The 20448-nt window shown below is 70.6% G+C and carries 13 protein-coding genes; 8 read left to right on the top strand and 5 right to left on the bottom strand.

From position 1 onward, the window contains the following. Window positions 1–34: 34 nt before the first annotated feature. Genes N5079_RS25510 through N5079_RS25500 form a run of 3 tightly spaced genes read right to left on the bottom strand, consistent with a single transcriptional unit; the run spans window position 35 to window position 2404 of the window. A complete protein-coding gene (locus N5079_RS25510) occupies window positions 35–784 on the bottom strand; it encodes a class I SAM-dependent methyltransferase (protein ID WP_261586598.1) in 750 nt (249 codons plus the stop codon). Next, window positions 784–1371 carry a serine O-acetyltransferase EpsC gene (epsC, locus tag N5079_RS25505; protein WP_261586597.1) on the bottom strand — a complete coding sequence of 196 codons (588 nt, stop codon included), beginning with the start codon at window positions 1369–1371 and terminating at the stop codon, window positions 784–786. The genes N5079_RS25510 and epsC overlap by 1 nt, the downstream gene beginning before the upstream one ends. Window positions 1372–1381: 10 nt before the next feature. Next, window positions 1382–2404, bottom strand: a complete 1023-nt coding sequence (locus tag N5079_RS25500) for a PLP-dependent cysteine synthase family protein (RefSeq protein ID WP_261586596.1) — start codon at window positions 2402–2404, stop codon at window positions 1382–1384. Window positions 2405–2679: 275 nt separating this feature from the next. Between N5079_RS25500 and N5079_RS25495 the strand changes: the two genes are divergently transcribed. Beyond that, the gene (locus tag N5079_RS25495; RefSeq protein ID WP_261586595.1) at window positions 2680–4047 is read left to right on the top strand and encodes an MFS transporter; all 1368 of its coding nucleotides are present in this window, start codon (window positions 2680–2682) and stop codon (window positions 4045–4047) included. Between the two features lie 13 nt (window positions 4048–4060). Here N5079_RS25495 and N5079_RS25490 read toward each other — a convergent pair whose 3' ends face one another. Together N5079_RS25490 and N5079_RS25485 are read right to left on the bottom strand one after the other, a co-directional pair. Then, window positions 4061–5401 carry a M1 family metallopeptidase gene (locus N5079_RS25490; RefSeq protein WP_261586594.1) on the bottom strand — a complete coding sequence of 447 codons (1341 nt, stop codon included), beginning with the start codon at window positions 5399–5401 and terminating at the stop codon, window positions 4061–4063. A gap of 205 nt (window positions 5402–5606) precedes the next feature. After that, the gene (locus N5079_RS25485; protein ID WP_261586593.1) at window positions 5607–5783 is read right to left on the bottom strand and encodes a DUF488 domain-containing protein; all 177 of its coding nucleotides are present in this window, start codon (window positions 5781–5783) and stop codon (window positions 5607–5609) included. 120 nt (window positions 5784–5903) lie between these two features. Here N5079_RS25485 and N5079_RS25480 point away from each other — a divergent pair, with 120 nt between their 5' ends. The 7 genes from N5079_RS25480 to N5079_RS25450 all read left to right on the top strand — a co-directional run. Continuing rightward, window positions 5904–6791 carry a DMT family transporter gene (locus N5079_RS25480; protein WP_261586592.1) on the top strand — a complete coding sequence of 296 codons (888 nt, stop codon included), beginning with the start codon at window positions 5904–5906 and terminating at the stop codon, window positions 6789–6791. Between the two features lie 300 nt (window positions 6792–7091). After that, window positions 7092–11264 carry a type I polyketide synthase gene (locus N5079_RS25475; RefSeq protein ID WP_261586591.1) on the top strand — a complete coding sequence of 1391 codons (4173 nt, stop codon included), beginning with the start codon at window positions 7092–7094 and terminating at the stop codon, window positions 11262–11264. Then, window positions 11257–12735, top strand: a complete 1479-nt coding sequence (locus tag N5079_RS25470; protein WP_261586590.1) for an NAD(P)/FAD-dependent oxidoreductase — start codon at window positions 11257–11259, stop codon at window positions 12733–12735. The genes N5079_RS25475 and N5079_RS25470 overlap by 8 nt, the downstream gene beginning before the upstream one ends. Next, on the top strand, window positions 12732–13166 hold the full coding sequence (locus N5079_RS25465) for a YybH family protein (protein WP_261586589.1): 435 nt from the start codon (window positions 12732–12734) through the stop codon (window positions 13164–13166). Before N5079_RS25470 ends, N5079_RS25465 begins: the two co-directional genes overlap by 4 nt. Window positions 13167–13170: 4 nt before the next feature. Further along, the gene (locus N5079_RS25460; protein WP_261586588.1) at window positions 13171–14430 is read left to right on the top strand and encodes an MFS transporter; all 1260 of its coding nucleotides are present in this window, start codon (window positions 13171–13173) and stop codon (window positions 14428–14430) included. Continuing rightward, on the top strand, window positions 14427–17531 hold the full coding sequence (locus tag N5079_RS25455; protein WP_261586587.1) for an amino acid adenylation domain-containing protein: 3105 nt from the start codon (window positions 14427–14429) through the stop codon (window positions 17529–17531). The genes N5079_RS25460 and N5079_RS25455 overlap by 4 nt, the downstream gene beginning before the upstream one ends. Before the next feature lies 1 nt (window position 17532). After that, window positions 17533–20448, top strand: a 2916-nt coding sequence (locus tag N5079_RS25450; protein WP_261586586.1) for an amino acid adenylation domain-containing protein, incomplete at its 3' end; no start/stop codon positions are given.

Genomic DNA, 20448 nt, shown 5'->3' with positions numbered 1-20448 from the left:
CCACGCGGCTGCGCCGAATGGTCCTCCCGGGCCGTCACTGGCCCGGCTTGGTCGCCCATACGACCCGGTTGAACAGCTCCACGGGCTCGGTCGCGACGATCCGCGGGTCCGCGAAGCCGGCGTCGGAGAGCGCCTCGACCCAGAACTCGGCGGTGGCCAGGATCTCGCCGTCCTCGCGGATGAACAGCGGCAGCAGGTCGAGCTGCAGCAGCATGCGCTCGAGGCTCGCGTGCAGGAGGTAGTAGCGAGCCTTGGCGGTCAGCAGCTCGAAGACGTCGAGCACCCGGTCGCGGTCGCCCGGCTCGCCCATCACCCGGCAGTACTGGTCGGCGTTGATGAACCGCCCGCCGGGCTTGAGCACCCGGAACGCCTCGGCCGCCGAGACGCGCTTGTCGTCGTGGCTGAGGTGGTGCAGGGCGAAGCTGGAGATGATGACGTCGAAGGACTCGTCGGCGAACTGGGAGAGGTCTTCGGCCACGCCCTCCACGAACCGGGTCTTCGGGTCGCCGGCGAACTTCACGCGGGCGTCGGCCACCATGTTCGGCGCAGGGTCCAGGCCGACGAACTCGGCCTCGGGCAGGACCTCCCGGCACATCGCGGTGAGGCGGCCGGTGCCGCTGCCCAGGTCCAGCAGGCTCTGGGCGTCGCGGGGCAGCAGATCGAGCACGCCGGCCAGCAGCGCCCGGTTCGACGGGTCGGTGGCCAGCACCACGTCGTAGTCGGTGTTCAGCTCGTTCCAGTGGGTGTCGGTGGACGCAGGGGTGTCGGTGGAAACAGCGGTCATCATCGGATCCCTACTCTCGGTCTTCTCCGGTTCATGCCGTTGTGATGAGGTGCCGCCGCCGGGGCGCCCATGTGGACGCCGGGGGCGACGTCGTGCAGCACCAGTGACTGGGCGCCGATCACCGCGTCGTCGCCCACGTCGATCGGGCCGAGCACGGTGGCGTTCGCGCCGACGACCACGCGGTCGCCGATCCGCGGATGGCGGCGCTCGCCGGGGGGCCGCAGACTGTCGCGCCACCAGCCGACAGCGCCCAGCGTGACCTGCTGGTAGATCGTCACGTCGTCGCCGACGACGGCGGTCTCGCCGATCACCACGGCGGCCCCGTGGTCGATGAAGACGCGGCGGCCCACCACGGCTCCGGGATGGATCTCGATGCCGCCGGAGACGACACGCGCGACGTTGCTCACCAGCCGCGCGAGCACGCGGTGCCGTCGCCGGATCAGCGCGTGGGCCAGGCGGTGAGCCCATATCGCGGGGATCATCGGATGAAGCAGCGCCTCCCCGACGCTGTGAATGGAGGGGTCCCTGACCATGACCGTGTGGAGATCCTCCTCGGCGCGAGCCAAAATCCTTGGCAGGCCAGTCATGTTCAGCCTCCTAAGAGGAAATGGCGCGTTCCCACTCCTCTGGTGGTCCGGCGTCGGCGAAGACGGTCAGGACGAGGGCGTCCGGTGGCAGCGTCTCGGCCAGCCGCCACGCCGCGAGCCAGTTGGCGGCGGAGGAGCTCCCGATGCGGATGCCGGTGAGGTCGAGGAACCGGCACATCGCGGAGAACGCTTCGGGGGCGGTCAGCGTGATGTGCGTGGTGTCCGGGACGAACGACTCGACGAAGGGATGACGGAGCCCGTAGCCGAGCCCGCCACCACCGGAGAACTTGGGCTGCGTGTTGGGGAGGGCGGGCGTGCCGTACGGCATCTCGGCGGGGGTGATGCCGGCGACCGCCAGATCGGGGAACTTCGCGCGCAGGGCGAGCGCGACGCCGGCGAGCGTGCCGGCTGAGCCGATCCCGGCCATCCAGTGCGTGGGCTTCCTGTCGCCGAGCTGGCGCAGGATCTCGTGGCCGGTGCCGTAGAGGTGGACGGCGACGTTCGCCAGGTTCCGGTGCTGGTAGAGCAGCGTCCAGCTCGGGTCCTGGGCGGCGATGTCCAGGGCCAGGTCGACGATGCCCATGATCCCCTTGGTGCCGTCCACCAGGTCGGTCTGCACGCCGTACGCCTCGATTGCGCGCAGCCAACTCGGGGGGATGAAGGCGGGCAGCGTGAACCGCATCGGGATGCCGGTGAACTGCGCCAGGTAGCCGAACGCCCTGGCCAGGCTGCCGCCCGAGTAGTCGAGGATCTTGAGTGGCGGTCCGCTCTCGTCGTGGCCGCGGATCGCCTCGCACAGCAGCGCGTAGGCCACCCGGTCCTTCACCGAGCCGGCCGGGTTCTCGAACTCGCACTTGGCCGCGATCCGCGCGCCGCCCTCGGGGGACGGCACGTCGAGCAGAGTGGTGTTACCGATCAGGTCGCGGCATGCCGCGAGGCCCGGGTACCGGCGCAGGGCCGGACCGTCGTCGATGGGGGTGAGCCGGAGGCTGGGCAGCGGGTCGTCCAGCCGGCAGAAGGTTCCGCTGATCATTCGAGTCCTCTCCGGGGGTCGGACTTCGGCGTACGCGAGGCTGGGAGCCCTGTGCACGATCACGCTGCGGCGCGGACTTATCGTCACAACCGGCCGGACAGGGGTGCATCTTCTCAATTGCGCGGTTCGATTTGCTTGCGTAAGGGATGTCAATCGATAGAAGAGCTGCTAAAATTCGCGCGCTCTTCCCACGTCTGGTAAGGCACTCAGGTACGGCAGGAATTTCCGCACGATTGCGATTGAGGACGCGAAACGGCGTCGCGGAGACTGTGACGATGACCGCCACCGAGAAGACCGCCACCAAGAACAGGGCCACCGTGTGGGCGACGTTCCGTGAGTCGCCGCTGGCGGTGAAGATACTTCTGGCCGGCATATTCGTGAACCGTTTGAGCGGGTTCCTCAACATCTTCCTGGTGCTGTTCCTCACCTCCAGGGGCTATTCGGCCGGGCAGGCCGTGATCGCGCTCGGCGTCCACGGCGCGGGCGCGATCGTCGGCGTCCTCATAGGCGGGGCGCTGGCCGACCGGCTCGGGGCGCGGAACGCGACCGTGATCAGCATGGGCAGCTCGAGCGCGCTGATCGCCTCGCTGCTGTTCCTCCCGAACTACGCGTTGCTGCTGTGCGCGGTGGCTCTGGTCAGCCTCATGGGCCAGATGTACCGGCCCGCCTCCGCCACGCTCCTTTCGGAGCTGACGCCCGAGGGCCGGCAGATCATGATCTTCGCGATGTACCGGTTCGGGCTGAACGTCGGCGCCACGGCCGCGCCGCTGATCGGGTTCGCGCTGTACAACCTCAACCACCAGCGCTACGACCTGCTGTTCCTGGGGCAGGCCCTGATCGCGCTCGTTTACGCCGCGCTCGCCCGGGTCGCGCTGCCGCCCGGCCGGGCCGCCGGCGCGAGCACCGGGACGACCGGCGAGTCCGGACCACGCCACCTGGCGGTGCTCCGTGACCGGCGCTTCGTCCTCTACCTCGCCGCCATGTTCCTCCACTCGATCGTCTACGTGCAGTACCTGTCCACGCTGCCGCTCGACGTGAAGGCGGCCGGGCTGAAGATCTTCTGGTACACGCTGGCGGTGTCCCTGAACGGCTTCATCGTGATCGCGTTCGAGCTGCTGGTGACGAAGCTCTCGCAGAGCTGGCCGTTCAGGGTGACGGTCGTGTCGGGCTTCGCCCTGGTCGGGGCCGGGGTCGCCTTCTACGGCCTGCCGATGGGCCCCGCCGTCGTCATCACCGGCACGCTGATCTGGTCGCTCGGCGAGATCGTCAGCGGCCCGGCGATCTACGCCTACCCCGGCATCGCGGCCCCGCCGGGTCTCAAGGGCCGGTACATCGGCGCCTTCCAGTTCGTCGTCGGGCTGGGCACGGCCGCCGGCCCGCTGGTGGGCGGCTGGCTGTTCATCCAGCTCGGGCACCAGGTCTGGCCGGTGCTCGCCGTCTGCTCCCTCACCGCCATCGCGCTCGGCCTCGTCGCCGTCCGTACGCCACCCGCGCCGGTGCCCGCCGCTACCTCAGGGGAAGGCACGGCGTCAGGGGAAGGCACGGCGTCAGGGGAAGGCACGGCGTCAGGGGAAGGCGCGGCGTCGGGGGAGAGCGCGGCGTCGGGGGAGAGCGCGGCCGAGCTCTCCCCCGCGAGCACCTGACCGGGCGAACCGCTCAGCCGTCGATGCGGTGAATGGTCCAGAAGGACGACAGGTCGACCGAGGTCGCGGCCTGGGCGGCGGCCTTGAAGTCCGCGGTGGTCGAGATCCCGTACCAGTGGGCGGTGGCGTAGCTCTTCAGCAGGTTCTGCATCGCCGTCGTGCCGATCGTGCGCCGCAGGTCGTGTAGCGCGCACTTGCCGTAGTTGTAGACCACGGTTCCGTACCGGCTCGAATGGGCGTCCCAGTAGGCCATCGAGTTGCTGATCTTCTCGGCCGACGACTGCCAGGAGACGCTGTTCCAGCAGTTGGTGCCCGAGATGTTGTTGTACAGGTCGGTCGCGTAGTCGGCGAACGACTCGTCCAGCCACGGGCTGTTGTACTCGTCGTCGCCGACGATGCCGTACCACCACTGGTGGGCCAGTTCGTGGGCGAGGGCCGTGGAGCTCACCACGTCGAGCACGAAGCCGGGATACTCCATGCCGCCGAACCAGAAGTTGTTGTCCAGCACCACGTCCGCCTCGCCGTACGGAAAGGCTCCGAACCGCCCGGCGTGGGCGACGAGCGCGTTCTTCGCGGTGGTCATCATCGAACTGGCGCTGCCCGCACTGATCGAGCTCACCCGGTAGACGTTCACCACGACGCCCGTGGTGGTGGTGCCGGTGGTCCTGACGAACGGCCCGGCCGCCCACGCGAACTCGCGGACACTCTTGGCGGTGGCCTTGGTGATCGTACGGCCGGCCGTCCCCGGCGTGTCGGCGGAGGTGCCGGTGGCGGGCACGAGCAGCGAGGCCGGATGGTCCAGCGTGACCGAGTAGTCGCTGATGAGCGCGTAGAAGGACTCACCGTTGTCGGTATACGGGTCGAGGTGCCAGCCGCTCGCGTCGCGGACCGCCAGAACCGGCAGCGCGTTGCCGATGAAGTTGTAGGACCCGTCGTGACCGAACCGGTCCGCGCCGGTGGGCACCACGATGCTCAGGTCGAACCCGATCGAGGTGCTCTGGTTCTGGTTGAGCGGGGTGGGCAGTGTGATCTTCAGCGCGGTGCAGGAGACGGACAGCGGGGACGGCGTGCCCCCGGTCACGTTGGTCACGGTGACCGGTGTGGACGGGCACGTCCCGTGGTAGTTGTCCCACAACCGGAGGTAGACCTCGGTCAACGGGTCCGCGGACGGGTTGGTGAAGGTGACGCTCTCGTGTCCCGTCCATGTGCTGCCCGACGCGTTGCTGGTCAGGGCGACCGTGTAGGAGGGCGACGATGGAGTTCGAATGCCGTCCACCGCGAAGGCGGCTGATGGAACACCCCAAATCAGGAAGAGTACGGCTGCCGCAGTGGAGATCAGGACTCGTCGCACCATGAGGACGGTTCTCCCTTCGAGGACCCCCCGATCTGCCGACGTAATGTAACTTTTTGTCAATTGCCGGTCAATGATCGCTCGTAGGTGTCATTTCGTCCGCCCTTGTCCCCGTTCGAATGTCAGGCCGCGACGTCCCTGCCGTGCCGTATCCCGTACACGCGAGCAATCAACGACCGGCTATCTGTGTGTGGTTTGATCGCCGAGGTCAGCCGCGGAGCAGGTCGGCGAGGACTGCGGCTTCGCTGATCTCGGGCTGCTTGGTCGCGGTGAGCAGCGTCAGCGTCCGGCCCTTCGCGAGCTCGCGCAGGTGCGCCAGCCCCTCCGCACGCTCTGGGTCGTCCAGTTCGCTGCACCACGCAACCTTTGACCATGGCCGGGCCACGAGGTAGGGAGTCGGTATCCAGGGAAGGTGTGGACTAAAGCTTTCAGCAACGTTCGCCGGATGAGCCAGTCTCTTTTAGTTCGGCGCCCATACCTCTTGACCGGACATCGGAGACAGTCGTTGTTCGTTATCATCGCGATTTCCCTGGGTGCGGCGTGCCTTCTCGGTCTGGGCTTCGTTGCCCAGCAACATGCCGCATATCGCGAGCCGTTGAAGGAGATGCTGCACCCGCATCTGATTCTGGATCTTGTCCGAATGCCGCTGTGGCTTATCGGGATCGGCCTCATGCTCTGTGGCCAGATCCTCGGAGCGGTCGCCCTTCGGGAGGCGAGCATGGCATGGGTGGAGCCGATTCTCGCGACGAACCTGCTGTTCGCCTTGGCCGCCGCGCATGTCGTCTACCAGGAACATTTCGGCCGGACGGAGTGGTTGGGCGCCGTACTTGTCAGCGGAGGAGCATCGCTCTTTCTGCTCTTCGGGCAGCCGAACGGAGACCATCTGCCTGAGCCGGGCTCTATGCGCTGGCTGGCGGTGCTGGCGGTGATCGTGGTCGCGGCCTGGCTGGTCTTCGCCGGACTCCGGCGTTCTCTGAAGATCAAGGCGATGTTGCTGGCGGCAGCCGCCGGAGTGCTGTACGGACTTCAGGACGTGCTGACTCACAGTTCATTGCTTGGCTTGAGCAAGGGGTTTCAGGTCCCCTTCGAAACCTGGCAGCCCTACACCCTGCTCTGCGTGGCCGTAGTGGGACTGCTGCTCAACCAGAGCGCGTTCGACGCCGCGCCGCTCCAGATCTCACTGCCGGCTACCACCGCGGCCGAACCGATCACCGGAATCGTGCTTGGGATCGCGATCTTTGCCGAGCGCTTGCGGGTCAGCCCGGAGGCGCTTGCGGCCGAGGTGATCGGCTTGATCGCGATGGTGGCGGGCATCGTGATTCTCGGGCGGTCCCCGTTCTTGGCCAAGTCGGAGCAGAACGCCGCCCCGCTTCCGGATGGGAAGACGCGATGACTCCCGTGGCACTGGCGTTCGGTGGCCGGGCGCCGGTGCGGATCCACCAGGCTGGTCGGTTACCGGAGCCGGGCAATCGATGACGACGGTCACTTCCGCACCGTCGTTCACCTCGCTGGTGGCCGCCGTCAGTGGTCGCTGGTCAACGGCCAATGAAGCTGGAGAACAGCTGCTCTGACTAGGAATCCCATTCCCCTGCAAGTCTGTCGCAAGACGGCTTTGTGACCGTTATCCGTGTTCGGCGAAGGTGGGGACCATTCGACTTACGGGGGACACGGCCGTGTCCGGGGGGATTGAAGCATGGGGGAAACAAATCATGACGCCATTGGCACCGAGATCGCGATCGTGGGCATGGCGGGACGCTTTCCCGGGGCGCGAAATCTAGACGAATTCTGGCGCAACCTCGAGAGCGGGATGGAATCGCTCTCGACCTTCACAGACCAGGAGTTGGCGGCTGCGGGGGTGCCCGAGGAGATACGCCGCGACAGCAGATACGTGCCGCGCAGGGGCGTGCTCGACGGCGCCGACCTCTTCGACGCGGCGTTCTTCGGCTACTACCCGCGCGAGGCTCAGATCCTCGATCCTCAGCAGCGTGTCTTCCTGGAGTGCGCCTGGGAGGCGCTGGAGCACGCGGGCCACGATCCGGGCTCCGGGACGGCCAGAGTAGGGGTGTTCGCCGGCGCCAGCGCCAATGAGTACGCGAGCGCGCTGAACGCCAGCCCCGAGGTGCGGGCCGCCGTGGACCCGTTCCAGATCGGCCTCGCCACCAGCCGGGACTTCTTGTCCACTCGCGTGTCCTACAAGCTGGGCCTGGAAGGACCGAGTCTCACGGTGCAGACCGGCTGCTCCACCTCGCTGGTGGCGGTCCACCTTGCCTGTCAGAGCCTGCTGACCGGCGACTGTGACATCGCGCTTGCCGGGGGCGTGTCGATCAGCGTGCCGCAGCGGGCGGGATACCTGCCGGTGGAAGGCGGGGTCCTCTCTCCCGACGGGCGCTGCCGTGCCTTCGACGCCCGGGGCAGGGGCACGGTCAGCGGCGACGGCGTCGGCATCGTCGTGATGAAGCGGCTGGAGGACGCGCTGACGGAGCGCGACACGATTCACGCCGTCATCAAGGGCAGCGCCATCAACAACGACGGCCGCGACAAGATCGGTTTCACCGCGCCGAGCGTGAAGGGCCAGGCCGCGGCCATCCGTGCGGCCCACCTCGTCGCCGACGTGAAACCGGAGACGATCGGCTACGTCGAGGCCCACGGCACCGGCACCCCGCTCGGCGACCCCATCGAGGTCGCCGCCCTCATCGAGGCGTTCGGCGACGCGGGGACGCGCTGCGGCCTGGGCTCGGTCAAGACCAACATCGGGCATCTCGACGCGGCCGCGGGAGTCGCGGGCCTGATCAAGACCGTCTTGGCGCTCCAGCACCGCCGGCTGCCGCCCACCCTGCATTTCACCGAGCTCAACCCCGAGATCGACCTCGGCGGGAGCCCGTTCCACGTGAACGCCGAACTACGCGCATGGGAGCAGGACGGGCCCAGGCGCGCGGGTGTCAGCTCCTTCGGCATCGGCGGCACCAACGCGCACGTGGTGCTGGAGGAGGCGCCGCCTCCTGCCGAGACGGGCCCGTCGCACGGCCACCACCTGCTCGTGCTCTCGGCCCGCACCGAGCCGGCGTTACGGCAGGCGAGGGCCGACCTGGCCGAGCACCTGTCCCGGTCGGGACATGACCTTGCCGACGTCGCCCACACGCTGCGACTCGGACGGCGCGCCTTCGCGCACAGGACCGCCGTGGTCTGCGCGGATATCGCCGGCGCCGTCGCCGCGCTCGCGGGCGCCGCGACGGGCCGAGAGGCCGCAGGGAACCGCCCCGTGGTCTTCATGTTCCCCGGCGGCGGCGCCCAGCGGCCGGAGATGGCCGCGGACCTGTACGCCCACGAGCCCGTCTTCCGTGAGGCCGTGGACGAATGCGCCCGCCTGCTGACGCCCCACCTGGGCGCCGACCTGCGCTCCATCCTGTACGGCACCGCCCGGGGCGACGGCGTCCACCGGGTCTCGACCTTTCCCGCCGCCCTCTTCGCCGTCGAGTACGCGCTGGCCAGGCTCTGGAACCACTGGGGCATCCGGCCGCAGGCGGTGATCGGGCACAGCCTCGGCGAATACACGGCGGCCTGCCTGGCCGGGGTCTTCTCGCTGGAGGACGCGCTGGCTCTGATCGCGCTGCGCGGGCGGCTCTTCGACCGGATTCCACCGGGCGCGATGCTCAGCGTGGCACTGCCGGAACGGGATCTGCGGCCCCTGCTCGGCCCTCCCATCGGCTCGGGCCTGGCGGTCGCGGCGGTGAACGGCCCCCGCTCCTGCGTGATCTCGGGAGACGTCGCGGCGGTGGAGACGCTGGAGCGGCGGCTGACGGGACAGGGCGTCACGTGCCGCAGGCTCCAGGTGGCGATCGCCGCCCACTCGGCGGCGGTCGAGCCGATCCTGACCGAGTTCGGGGAGTTCGTCCGGTCAAGGCGACTGAACGCGCCGCGACTGCCGATCGTCTCCAACCTGACGGGGACGTGGCTCACGCCCGAGCAGGCCACCGACCCCGGCTACTGGACGGCGCATCTCCGCCACACGGTCCGCTTCTCCGACGGCGTCCGCACGCTGCTGGAGGACCCCTCGCGCGTGTTCCTCGAGGTGGGGCCCGGCTGGGCGCTCTCGTCCCTGGTGCGGGCCCACGACACGGCGGACGAAGCGCCGCTCACCGCGGCCTCTCTCCGTTCCGGGCCGGAGAGTACGGAGGACACCGCCGCCGTGCTGGAGGCGCTCGGCACCCTTTGGTCCAGCGGGGTGGACGTGGACTGGGCCGCCTTCCAGGGGCGGAGCCGTACCAAGGTGCCCTTGCCGACCTACCCTTTCCAGCGGCGGCGGTACTGGCCCGACGGCTACCAGGAGGAGGCGCCGCAACCGGTCGAGGACGCCGCCCCGGCCCCGGTGGGCGAGGTCGCGGATCGGTTGCTGACGCTGTGGCGCGCTCTGTTCGGCAACCCGTCCCTGCGGGATGGGGATGACTTCTTCCAGCTCGGCGGCGACTCGCTGCTCGCCACCCGGATGCTCTCCATGGTCAACAGAGAGTTCGGGGCCGGCCTGGTCATCAAGGACCTGCTCAGCGCCTCTACCGTGGCCCGGCTCGCCAGGGTGATCGATCCGTCGGCGGCGTCCGGCCATTCCGAGTTACCTCAACAGGACACGCGGACCGGCTTCGGCACACGGCCCGACCGCGGCATGTGGCTCGACGAGGACGCGCGGCTCGACCCGGCGATCGTCCCGCCCGCGGGCCCCGATGCCGGTCCCGATGCCGCGCATGGGCAGTGCGGGGCGGTCCTGCTGACCGGTGCCACCGGCTACCTCGGCGCGCACCTGCTGGGGGCGTTGCTGGAGGGCACAGACCACCGCGTGCACTGCCTGGTCCGGGCCTCGACCGAGGCGGAGGCCGGCCGGCGCCTCCGCCGTGTGATGCGTGAGCACGGGATCGCCGACTCGGAGCGCGTCATCCCCGTGCCGGGCGACCTGGAACGCCCGCTCCTGGGGCTCTCGGAGGACGCCTTCGACCGGCTCGGCGCGGAGGTCGACGCCATCTACCACTGCGGGGCCGTGGTCCACTTCACCCTGCCCTACGCCGCGTTGCGCGACTGCAACGTCCTGGGCACTCAGGAAGTGCTGCGGCTGGCCGTACGGCATCGGCTCAAGCCGGTCCACCACGTGTCGACGACCGCCGTCTTCTCCGCCGACCGGGACGGAGAGATAGGCGAGGACGCGGTCCAGACGTCGGGCGAGGTGCTTCCGACCGGATACGCCCAGAGCAAGTGGGTCGCGGAGCGGCTCGCCGAGGCCGCACGCGAGCGCGGCATCCCGGTTGCGGTCTACCGCCCCGGCGCGGTCACCGGCGACACCAGGACGAGCGCGTCGCGCCCCGACGACGCCATCTGGCGCATGCTCAAGGGCTGCCTGCAGCTCGGCCTGGCCCCCGACATCGGCACCGGAATCGTCGGCGCTCCCGCCGACTACGTCAGCAGGGCCATCGTCCACCTCGCCCGGACGCCCTCGCCGAGCGGGACCTTCCATCTGATCGGCACGCGGGCCACGCCATGGCGAGAGGTCTTCGGCACAGTCCGTGACCTGGGATATCGCCTGGAGACCGTCGATTACCTCGACTGGCTGTCCAGGCTGGACGACCTACGGGAAGAGGACGGCAACGCCCTCTTCCCGCTGGTGCACCAGTTCGCCCGCACCCAGGAGCCGGCCTCGGCTCCGTTCACCTGCCGCGCGACCTCGGCGGCGCTGTCCGGCAGCGGCGTCGAGTGCCCGCCACTCGACGCCGAGCTGCTCCGCACGTACATCCGGCACTTCGTCGACACGGGCTTCCTGCCTCCGCCAGAGCGCGGCTTCCGGCAGCTCGCCCGCCTTACCCAGGTAGGAGGCACACATGCGTGAAACCACGAACGTCCTCGTCATCGGCGGGGGCCCGGCGGGATCGACCGCCGCGTCACTGCTCGCCCGCGAGGGCTTCCAGGTCACCCTGCTCGAACGTGACCGGTTCCCCCGTGAGCACATCGGCGAGTCGCTGCTGCCCTCGATCCTCACCGTGCTCGATCTCATCGGCGCCAGGGAGAAGGCCGAGCGGCACGGCTTCGTCAGGAAATACGGCGGCTACCTCGAATGGGGTGACGACACCTTCGAGATCGTCTTCGGCGACCCCGCCGAGTTCAAGGACGGGTACGGCTTCCAGGTCATCCGCTCGGAGTTCGACCACCTGCTGCTCGAACACGCGGAGAGCCAGGGCGTGCGCGTACGCCAGGGCGTCAAGGCGACCGAGGTCGTCTTCACCGACGGCCGTCCCACCTCGGTGAAATGGGTGAACACCCGCGATGCCGAGGAGACCGGCGAAATCTCCTTCGACTACCTCATCGACGCCTCGGGCCGCGCCGGCCTGCTGGCCACCCGCTACCTGGGCGGCCGCCGCTACAACGAGGGCTTCCGCAACGTCGCCGCCTACAGCTACTGGACCGGCACCACGCCGCCGCGGCACGGCCCGCCCGGGGCCATCCAGGTCGGCTCCATCCAGGACGGCTGGATCTGGGCCATCCCACTGCACGACGGCACCCTCAGCGTCGGCGTCGTCGCTCACAAGCAGAGCTTCCAGAGCCGTCGCGACCAGGGCCGCACGATCGAAGAGTTGTACGGCGACGCGCTGGCCGAGTCGCCGCTCATCTCCGGCCTGCTGGAATCGGGGACGCGGGTCCGGCCGGTCCAGGTCGAGCAGGACTTCTCCTACATCTGCGAGGAGTCGGCCGGTCCGGGTTACTTCATCGCCGGCGACGCGGCCAGCTTCCTCGACCCGCTGCTGTCCACTGGTGTCCACCTGGCCACGTTCAGCGCCACCCTCGCCGCGGCCGGGGTCTCCAGCATCCTAAGAGGCGAGCTCCGCGAGGACGAGGTCGCCGAGTACTACCGCGGCGCCTACCAGACCGCCTACATCCGCTTCCTGGTCCTCGTGTCGTCGCTCTACCTGAACTACCGGGGCAAGAAGTCGCTGTTCTGGGACGCGCACCGGATGTCGCGCGAGGAGGTCGCCGACGGCCGGATCATCCATGCCTTCTGGAACGTCGTGTCAGGGCTGGAGGACCTCGACGACGCGGAAGGTGGCGGCAGCGCGCTGGTCGTGTCGGAGATGCGCCGCCTCATCGACGTCTACTTCGCCCAGGGCTCCGGCAGGGACGACGCCTGGCTCGCCGGACTGCCCGAGGAGGAGCAGGAGCAGGTGCTGGCGGAGGTGCGGCCGCTGGTCGCCCCCAACGAGTACGCCCTGTCGGAGGAGACGGCGCTGAACGGCTTCTTCGTGCGGACCACGCCGCACCTGGCCCTCGTGCGGGTGGACGAGCCCACGGAAGCGGTGGAGCGATGACCTACCCCATGCCCGCGCCGCCCGGCGTCCGCGCCGAGGTCGACGCCTTCCTGCACGAGGTCGCCGAGGCGTACAACACGGGCGACTACGAGGCCTACATGGCGGCCTACCTGCCGTCCGAGGAGACCACGATGGTCATCTACGAGCCGGGGGACGGGCCCGTCCAGGACCGGGAGACCGTGGTGCTGCGCGGCACGTCGCGCATCGCCCGGTTCTACGCCGAGGCCCCGATGTTCAAGCCCGGGTTCGACCGGCCGACGCTGACCTACGAGCAGCTCCACACCGACGTGGTCGGCACTGGAACGCTCCACACCGTCGCCCTCGCCGGCATCAGCGGAGGGGACACGCGGGTCCCCGCGCAGGCCGTGAGCTCGCTCATCCTGGTGCGGGACGGCGGTCTGCTCCGGATCGCCCACGACCACAGCCACTGAGCCGATGACCGCCTCGCCACTGGCCTCGACACCCGGCAGGACCCTCTTCGGGCTGGTCGCGGCCGAGACGCTGTCCGGGCTCGGGACGCAGCTCAGCTTCGTCGCGCTGCCGTGGTTCGCCCTGCGCGCCACGGACTCGCCGGCCCGGATGGCGGCCGTCTTCGCGGCCGAGCTCGTCCCCGTGGCCCTGCTCGGGCTGCCCAGCGCGATGCTGGTCGCCCGCGTCGGGATCAGGGCCGCCATGCGGCTGGCCGACCTGAGCCGGGCCGTGCTGATCGCCATGATCCCGTTGCTCGACGCCCTCGGCGTGCTGTCGTTTCCGCTGCTCCTGCTGCTGGTGTGCGGGGTGGGCGCGTTCACCGCGCCGTATCTCGCCTGCCAGCGGTCGGTGCTGCCCGAGGTCTTCCACGAGGAGGTCACCGTCGCGCGGGCGAACAGCCTCATCGAGGGCGGCACCCGCTTCGCCGCCTTCGCCGGGCCCGCCGCGGCGGGCGCGCTGATCGCCGCCGTCGGCGCCGTCAACGTCCTCTGGCTGGACGCGGTGTCGTACGTGATCTCCTTCCTGCTGCTGGGCCTGCTTCCCCTGCTTCCCGGGGGAGGCGGACGGAGCTCGGCAGACGACCAGGGCGGTGTGTCGGCGGGGCTCCGCCACCTGCTCCGCGACCCGCTGCTCGTACGGCTCGCCGGCGCCACCCTCATGTACGGCTTCCTGTTCCCCGTCCTGCTGGCCACGCTGCCCGTCCTCACCCGGGGCAGATTCGGCGACGATCCGGCGGTGCTGGGCTGGCTGCTGGCGGCATGGGGCGGCGGCTCGGTGGCGGGGAGCCTGCTGGCCTTCCGGCTGGCGGGCCGGGTGCCACCCCTCCGGCTGGGCGGTTTCGCCGCTTGCGTCACCGCGCTGCCGCTGTGGGCGCTCGCCCTGCCGCTGCCCGCCGTGGCCGTGGGGGCGCTGCTGGTCGTCAGCGGCGTGTGCGTGCCCGTGCTCAACACCGCCTACATCACCGTGATCACGCTGCGGCCGCCCGAGGCGCTTCGCACCCAGGTCATGACCGCGCTCGTCACCGGCAACCTGCTGGCCGGCGCGGCCGGGTACCTGTGCGCGGGGGCGCTCCTGGAGGCGAGCGGCCCGGTGCCCGTGTTCCTCACCGCCGCCATCGTGGCCAGCGCGGGCGCCCTCCTGCTGACCCGCGTCGCGGCCACCCACGGCAACGCCGCCGCTTCGGCGAAAGCCATCACATTGGAGATTCCGGAGACGCAGTCATGAACAAGTCGGTCGTCCTGCATCAGATGGTCACCGAACAGGCCCTCGCCACCCCCTCGGCGGTGGCGGTCTCGGGCGCGGGCCGGTTCCTGACGTACGGCGAGCTGGAGCGCCGCGCCAACCAGGTGGCGAACCTGCTGAAGGCGCGCGGGGTGGGGATCGAGCATCGGGTGGCGGTGTGCCTGTCCCGAGATGTCGAGCTGCCTGTGGTGCTGCTGGGCGTGCTCAAGGCGGGCGCGGCCTATGTGCCGCTCGACCCGGGCCTTCCGCCGGCGCGGCTGGCCTACATGATCGATGACGTGGCGCCGACCGCGGTGGTGAGCACCGCGGAGCCGGCCGCGAGCCTTCCTTCGCATCCGGGGCTGCTGATCCTCGACGACCCGGCGGTCGCGGCCGAGCTGCGGGCGGCCGGCGGGACCGATCTCCGCGTTCCCGTACGGCCGGACCACCTGGCCTACGTCATCTACACGTCGGGCTCGACGGGACGGCCCAAGGGGGTGGCGGTCCCGCATCGGGGGATCGTCAACCTGATCGAGTGGCACTGCCGTACGTTCGGCGTGACGGCGGCGGACCGGGCCAGCCTCGTCGCCGGGCTGGGCTTCGACGCCGCGGGCTGGGAGCTCTGGCCGTACCTCACGGCCGGAGCGCGCGTCTGCCTGCCGCCGGAGGAGACGCGGCCCTCGGCCGAGCTGCTGCGGGAGTGGCTGCTCGGCGAAGGGGTGACGGTGGCGTTCCTGCCGACGCCGCTGGCCGAGCGGGCGCTGCTGCTGGACTGGCCGGCGGAGTGCGCGCTGCGGGTGCTGCTCACCGGAGGGGCGGCGCTGCACCGCCACCCACGGCCGGGCCTGCCGTTCACTCTGGTCAACAACTACGGGCCGACGGAGTACTCGGTGGTGACCACGTCTGGCGTGGTGCCGGAGGGGCCGCTGCCGGGCGAGCCGTCGCTCGGCGGCCCCATCTCCCGCACCCGCGTGTGGGTGCTGGACGAGGCGCTGGCGCCCGTCCCCGCCGGGGACGCGGGGGAGCTGTTCGTCGGCGGGGACGGCCTGGCCCGGGAGTACTGGGGGCGTCCCGGTCTGACGGCGGAGCGGTTCGTGCCGGATCCGTTCGAGCCGGGGGAGCGGCTCTATCGGACCGGGGACCGGGTGCGGTGGCGGCCCGACGGGACCCTCGAGTTCCTGGGCCGTCTCGACGACCAGGTCAAGCTGCGCGGCTTCCGCATCGAGCTCGGCGAGATCGAGGCCGCGCTGCGTGAGCAGGCCGGGGTGGACGACGCCGTGGTCGTGATGCGGCGGGCGGCATCCGGAGACGATCAGCTGGTCGGCTACGTGACCGCCGGCGGCGGGCGGCTGCCGGGCCGGGATCTGCGGGCGGCGCTGGCGGAGCGCCTGCCGGGCTACATGGTGCCCGCGGTGGTCGTCGTGGTGCCCGAGTGGCCGCTGACCGCCAATGGCAAGGTGGACAGGGCGGCGCTGCCCGACCCCGTCCCCGGCGACAGTGGCTACCGGACCCCCGCCGGCCCGGTGGAGGAGATCCTCGCCGGCATCTACGCGGCCGTGCTCGGGCTGCCGAGGGTGGGAGCCGACGACGACTTCTTCGCTCTGGGCGGCGACTCCATCGTGAGCATCCAGATCGTCGCGCGCGCCCGGCAGGCGGGCCTGCGCCTCACCACCCGCGACCCCTTCGACCACCCGACGGTCGCCCGGCTGGCGGCGGCCGTGCCGTACGAGCCGGTCCCCGTCGCGGCTTGCGAGGGGCCGGTCACGGGAGAGGTGCCGCTCACACCGGTCCAGCGGTGGTTCTTCGACCAGGACCCGGCCGACCCCCACCACTTCAACCAGACCTTCCTGCTGGAGCTGCGCGAACACGTCGACCCTGACGTGCTGGAGGAGGCGGTCAACCAGGTGGTGCGCCACCACGACGCGCTCCGCCTGCGGTTCGTCCGCGACGCCTCGGGGTGGCGGCAGGAGCACGTCGAGGAACCGGCCAGGGTGGTCCTGAGGGTGACCACGGCTCCGTGCACTGAGGACGCCATCGGGGAGGCCCAGGCCGATCTCGACCTGGGGGAGGCGCCGCTGGTGCGGGCCGTGCTGTTCGCGGACGGCGTCCTGCTCCTCGTGGTGCACCACCTCGTGGTCGACGGGGTGTCGTGGCGCGTGCTCATCGAGGATCTGGAGTCGGCCTGCGGGCAGCTCCGGCGCGGCGAGGACGTTCGGTTCCCGGCCAAGACGCTGTCCTTCCAGGGGTGGTCCCGGCACCTGCGCGAGCACGCCGACGGGCTGCGCGACGAGATCGGCTACTGGAGCGGCCAGGCGCCGCGCGACCCGGCGCCGCTGCCCGTCGACTTCCCCGGCGGTGCGAACAGCGTGGCGTCGCTGCGCAGGCACTGGGACGGGCTCGACGAGCGGCACACCCGCGACCTGCTCAGGAAGGCGTCCCAGGCGTTCCGCACCGAGGTCAACGACGTGCTGCTCACCGCGTTCACGCAGGCGTTCGGTGAGTGGACGGGGTCGCGCTCGCTCTTCCTCACGCTCGAAGGGCACGGGCGCGAACCGCTCGCACCCGACGTGGACGTCTCACGCACCATCGGCTGGTTCACCTCGGTCTTCCCCCTGCTGCTCGACCTCGGCCCGTCCCGCGACGACCGGGAGGAGCTGCGCCACGTCAAGGAGCAGCTGCGCCGGCTGCCGCGCCGCGGCATCGGCTTCGGTGTCCTGCGCCACCTCGGCGGGCGGCTCGCCGCGACGCCTCATCCGCAGGTCAGCTTCAACTACCTCGGCCAGTTCGACGCGTCCTTCTCCACGCTCTTCACTCTGGTCAGGGAGTCGGGCGCGGACGACAGGAGCCCGCGGCAGCGCCGTCCTCACCTCCTCGAGGTCGACGGCTTCGTCAGCGGCGGAAGGCTGCGCTTCTCCTGGACGTACAGCGAGGACACCCTGCGCGCCTCGACCGTCGAGCGCCTCTCGGACGCCTTCGTCCGCCGGCTGCGGGCCTACGCCGAACAGGCGGACGAGCCACTCGCCGCCTCCGACTTCCCCCTGGCGCGGCTCAGCCGGCGCGACGCCGACGTCCTCGCCGCCCTTCTCGATCCCGGACGGTCATGACATGAACCTGGACACCATCGAAGACCTGTATCAGCTGTCCCCGCTCCAGGCCGGGATGCTTGTGCACGAACTCCGCTCGCCGGACCGGGAGCTCTATGGGGTGCAGGTCACCTGCCGGATCACCGGGCCGCTCGCTCCCGGCCTGTTCCGTCAGGCATGGCGGCGAGTGATCGCCCGCCACCCGATCCTGCGTACCGCCTTCCTGTCGGACAGGCTGGAGCAGCCCGTCCAGGTGGTCCACAGGGAGGTCGTGCTGCCCTGGCGGGAGGAGGACCTGCGCGGCGCGGCGGACCAGGACGGCCGCCTGGAGGAGCTGCTCGCGGACGACCACTCGCGCCGCTTCCCGCTCGACCGCGCCCCGCTGACGCGGATCACCCTGGTGCGGCTCGGTGAAACCGACCACCAGCTCGTGTGGAGCTTCCACCACCTGCTGCTCGACGGCTGGTCCATGCCGCTCGTCCTCCAGGAGGCCCTGGCCTGCTACGCCGCCCTCGTGGGCGGATCGGCGCCGGCGTCGCCTGCCGTACGGCCCTATCGGGACTACATCGCCTGGCTGGGGAAGCAGGACACGGCCGCCGCCGAGCGTTTCTGGAAGGGGGAGCTGGCTGGGCTGGAGCGGCCGACGGCGCTGGGAGCCGACCGGGCGGCCACATCGGAGTCGCCGAGGTTCGCCGAGCACCACTGCGCGCTCACGGAGGCGGAGACCGTCGCCGTGCGTTCGTTCGCCCGCGACCACAAGCTCACGGTCAACACGCTGACGCAGGGCGCCTGGGCGATTCTCCTCAGCCGCTACAGCGGCGAACGGGACGTGGTCTTCGGGGCCACCGTGGCCCTGCGGCCCGCCGAGATCGACGGGGTCGAGGCCATGGTGGGCCCGCTGATCAACACGCTCCCGGTGCGGGCCCGGCTGGAGGGGGCGGCCCGGTCCGCGGACTGGCTCGCCGATCTCCAGGCCGCCCAGAACCGCGCCCGCCGCTACGCCTACGCCTCGCTGGCCGACGTCCAGTCGTGGAGCGGGCTGCCCGCGGGATCGCCGCTGTTCGAGAGCCTGCTCGTGTTCGAGAACTATCCGCGCGAACCGGACTCCGACGGCCGTTCGAAAATTGGCGGGCAGCCGCTCACCGTGCACGCCCCCCGCGTCAGCGAATGGACCAACTACCCGCTCACCATCGTCGCCCGCGACGGCGGCGGCCTGTCGTTCAAGCTGCTCTACGACGAGAACCGGCTCGACCGGGAGACGGTCGAGCGGCTCGGCAGGCACCTGCGCGGGATGCTCACGGCCATCGCCGCCGACCCCGGCGCCCGCCCCGCCGACCTGGTCTACTGGCCCGCCGCCGAGCGCGAGCTCGTCCTGTCCGATTGGAACGTGACACCCTCCGCCTATGCGGGGCCGCGGGTCGTGCACGAGCTGGTGGCCGAGCAGGCGCGGGCCAAGGCCTCCGCGGTCGCGGTTTCGTGCCAGGGCCGGTCCCTGACGTACGGCGAGCTGGACCGGCGCGCCAACGGGGTGGCGAACGAGCTGGCCGCCCGGGGCGTCGGCGTGGAGCACCTCGTCGGGGTGTGCCTGCCCCGGGACGTGGAGCTGCCTGTGGTGCTGCTGGGCGTGCTCAAGGCCGGTGCGGCCTACCTCCCGCTGGACCCCGGCTATCCCCTGCCCCGCCTGACGTACATGGTCGAGGACGCGGCGCCCACCGTCATCGTGACCACCGCGGAGCTGGCCGGCGGCCTGCCCGAGCACCCGAACGTCGTGCTGCTGGACGAGCTGGCGGGCGCGGGCGAGACCGCGCCCGAGGTGACGGTACGGCCGGACAACCTCGTCTACCTGATGTACACATCGGGCTCGACGGGACGGCCCAAGGGGGTGGCGGTCACGCACACCAGCGTGACGCGCCTGGTGAAGGAGGCCTCCTACGCCAGGCTCGCCGCCGACGAGGTGTTCCTGCACCTCGCCCCACTGGCCTTCGACGCCTCGACGCTCGAGGTGTGGGGCGCGCTGGCCAACGGCGCGCGGCTGGCGCTGTTCCCCGGGACCCGGCCGGCACTCGGCGAGATCGGCGAGGTGATCGCGGCCGAGGGCGTCACGACGCTGTGGCTGTCGGCCGGGCTTTTCCACCGGATGGTGGAGGAACGCCTGGACGATCTCCGTCCGCTCCGCCAGCTTCTCGCCGGTGGCGAGGCGCTGTCTCCCGCGCATGTGCGGCGGGCGCTCGACGCGCTCCCCGGATGCGCGATCATCAACGGGTATGGCCCGACCGAGGCGACGACCTTCACCTCCTGCCATCGGGTCGAGGAGGTCGGCGACACGTCGGTGCCGATCGGCACTCCCATCAGCGACACGTACGTGTACGTGCTGGACGAGGTGATGGCGCCGGTCCCTGTGGGGGTCGCGGGGGAGCTGTTCGTGGGTGGGCCGGGCCTGGCTCGTGGGTATTGGGGGCGTCCTGGTCTGACGGCGGAGCGTTTCGTGCCGGATCCGTTCGGGTCCTTTCCCACGTCCAAGGGGGGCCGGCTGTATCGGACGGGGGATCGGGTGCGGTGGCTGCCGGACGGCACGCTGGAGTTCCTGGGCCGCCTCGACGATCAGGTCAAGCTGCGCGGCTTCCGCATCGAGCTCGGCGAGATCGAGGCCGCGCTGCGGCAGCGGCCGGGAGTGACGGCCGCGCTGGTGCTCATGCGGAAGGCCGCCTCCGGCGACAACCAGCTCGTCGGCTACGTGACCGCCGACGAGGGGGTGACGGGTCCGGAGCTGCGGGCCGCACTGGCCGAGGAACTGCCGGACTACATGGTGCCCGCGGCCGTCGTCGTGCTGCCGGAGTGGCCGCTGACCGCCAACGGCAAGGTGGACAGGGCCGCGCTGCCGGAGCCTGCGGCGTACCACGGCGACTACCGGCCGCCCGCCGACCCGGTCGAAGAGCTT

This window comes from Planotetraspora sp. A-T 1434, from assembly GCF_025420585.1.
GTDB lineage: Bacteria > Actinomycetota > Actinomycetes > Streptosporangiales > Streptosporangiaceae > JAOEGB01.
This window is presented reverse-complemented; position numbering and strand designations above follow the sequence as displayed.

Bases quoted from the DNA above. Each gene is read 5' to 3' on its own strand.
- N5079_RS25490 (WP_261586594.1), bottom strand. From the start codon at position 5,401: ATGGTGCGACGAGTCCTGATCTCCACTGCGGCAGCCGTACTCTTCCTG.
- N5079_RS25465 (WP_261586589.1), top strand. From the start codon at position 12,732: ATGACCTACCCCATGCCCGCGCCGCCCGGCGTCCGCGCCGAGGTCGAC.
- N5079_RS25495 (WP_261586595.1), top strand. From the start codon at position 2,680: ATGACCGCCACCGAGAAGACCGCCACCAAGAACAGGGCCACCGTGTGG.
- epsC (WP_261586597.1), bottom strand. From the start codon at position 1,371: ATGACTGGCCTGCCAAGGATTTTGGCTCGCGCCGAGGAGGATCTCCAC.
- N5079_RS25460 (WP_261586588.1), top strand. From the start codon at position 13,171: ATGACCGCCTCGCCACTGGCCTCGACACCCGGCAGGACCCTCTTCGGG.
- N5079_RS25510 (WP_261586598.1), bottom strand. From the start codon at position 784: ATGACCGCTGTTTCCACCGACACCCCTGCGTCCACCGACACCCACTGG.
- N5079_RS25475 (WP_261586591.1), top strand. From the start codon at position 7,092: ATGGGGGAAACAAATCATGACGCCATTGGCACCGAGATCGCGATCGTG.
- N5079_RS25500 (WP_261586596.1), bottom strand. From the start codon at position 2,404: ATGATCAGCGGAACCTTCTGCCGGCTGGACGACCCGCTGCCCAGCCTC.
- N5079_RS25455 (WP_261586587.1), top strand. From the start codon at position 14,427: ATGAACAAGTCGGTCGTCCTGCATCAGATGGTCACCGAACAGGCCCTC.
- N5079_RS25470 (WP_261586590.1), top strand. From the start codon at position 11,257: ATGCGTGAAACCACGAACGTCCTCGTCATCGGCGGGGGCCCGGCGGGA.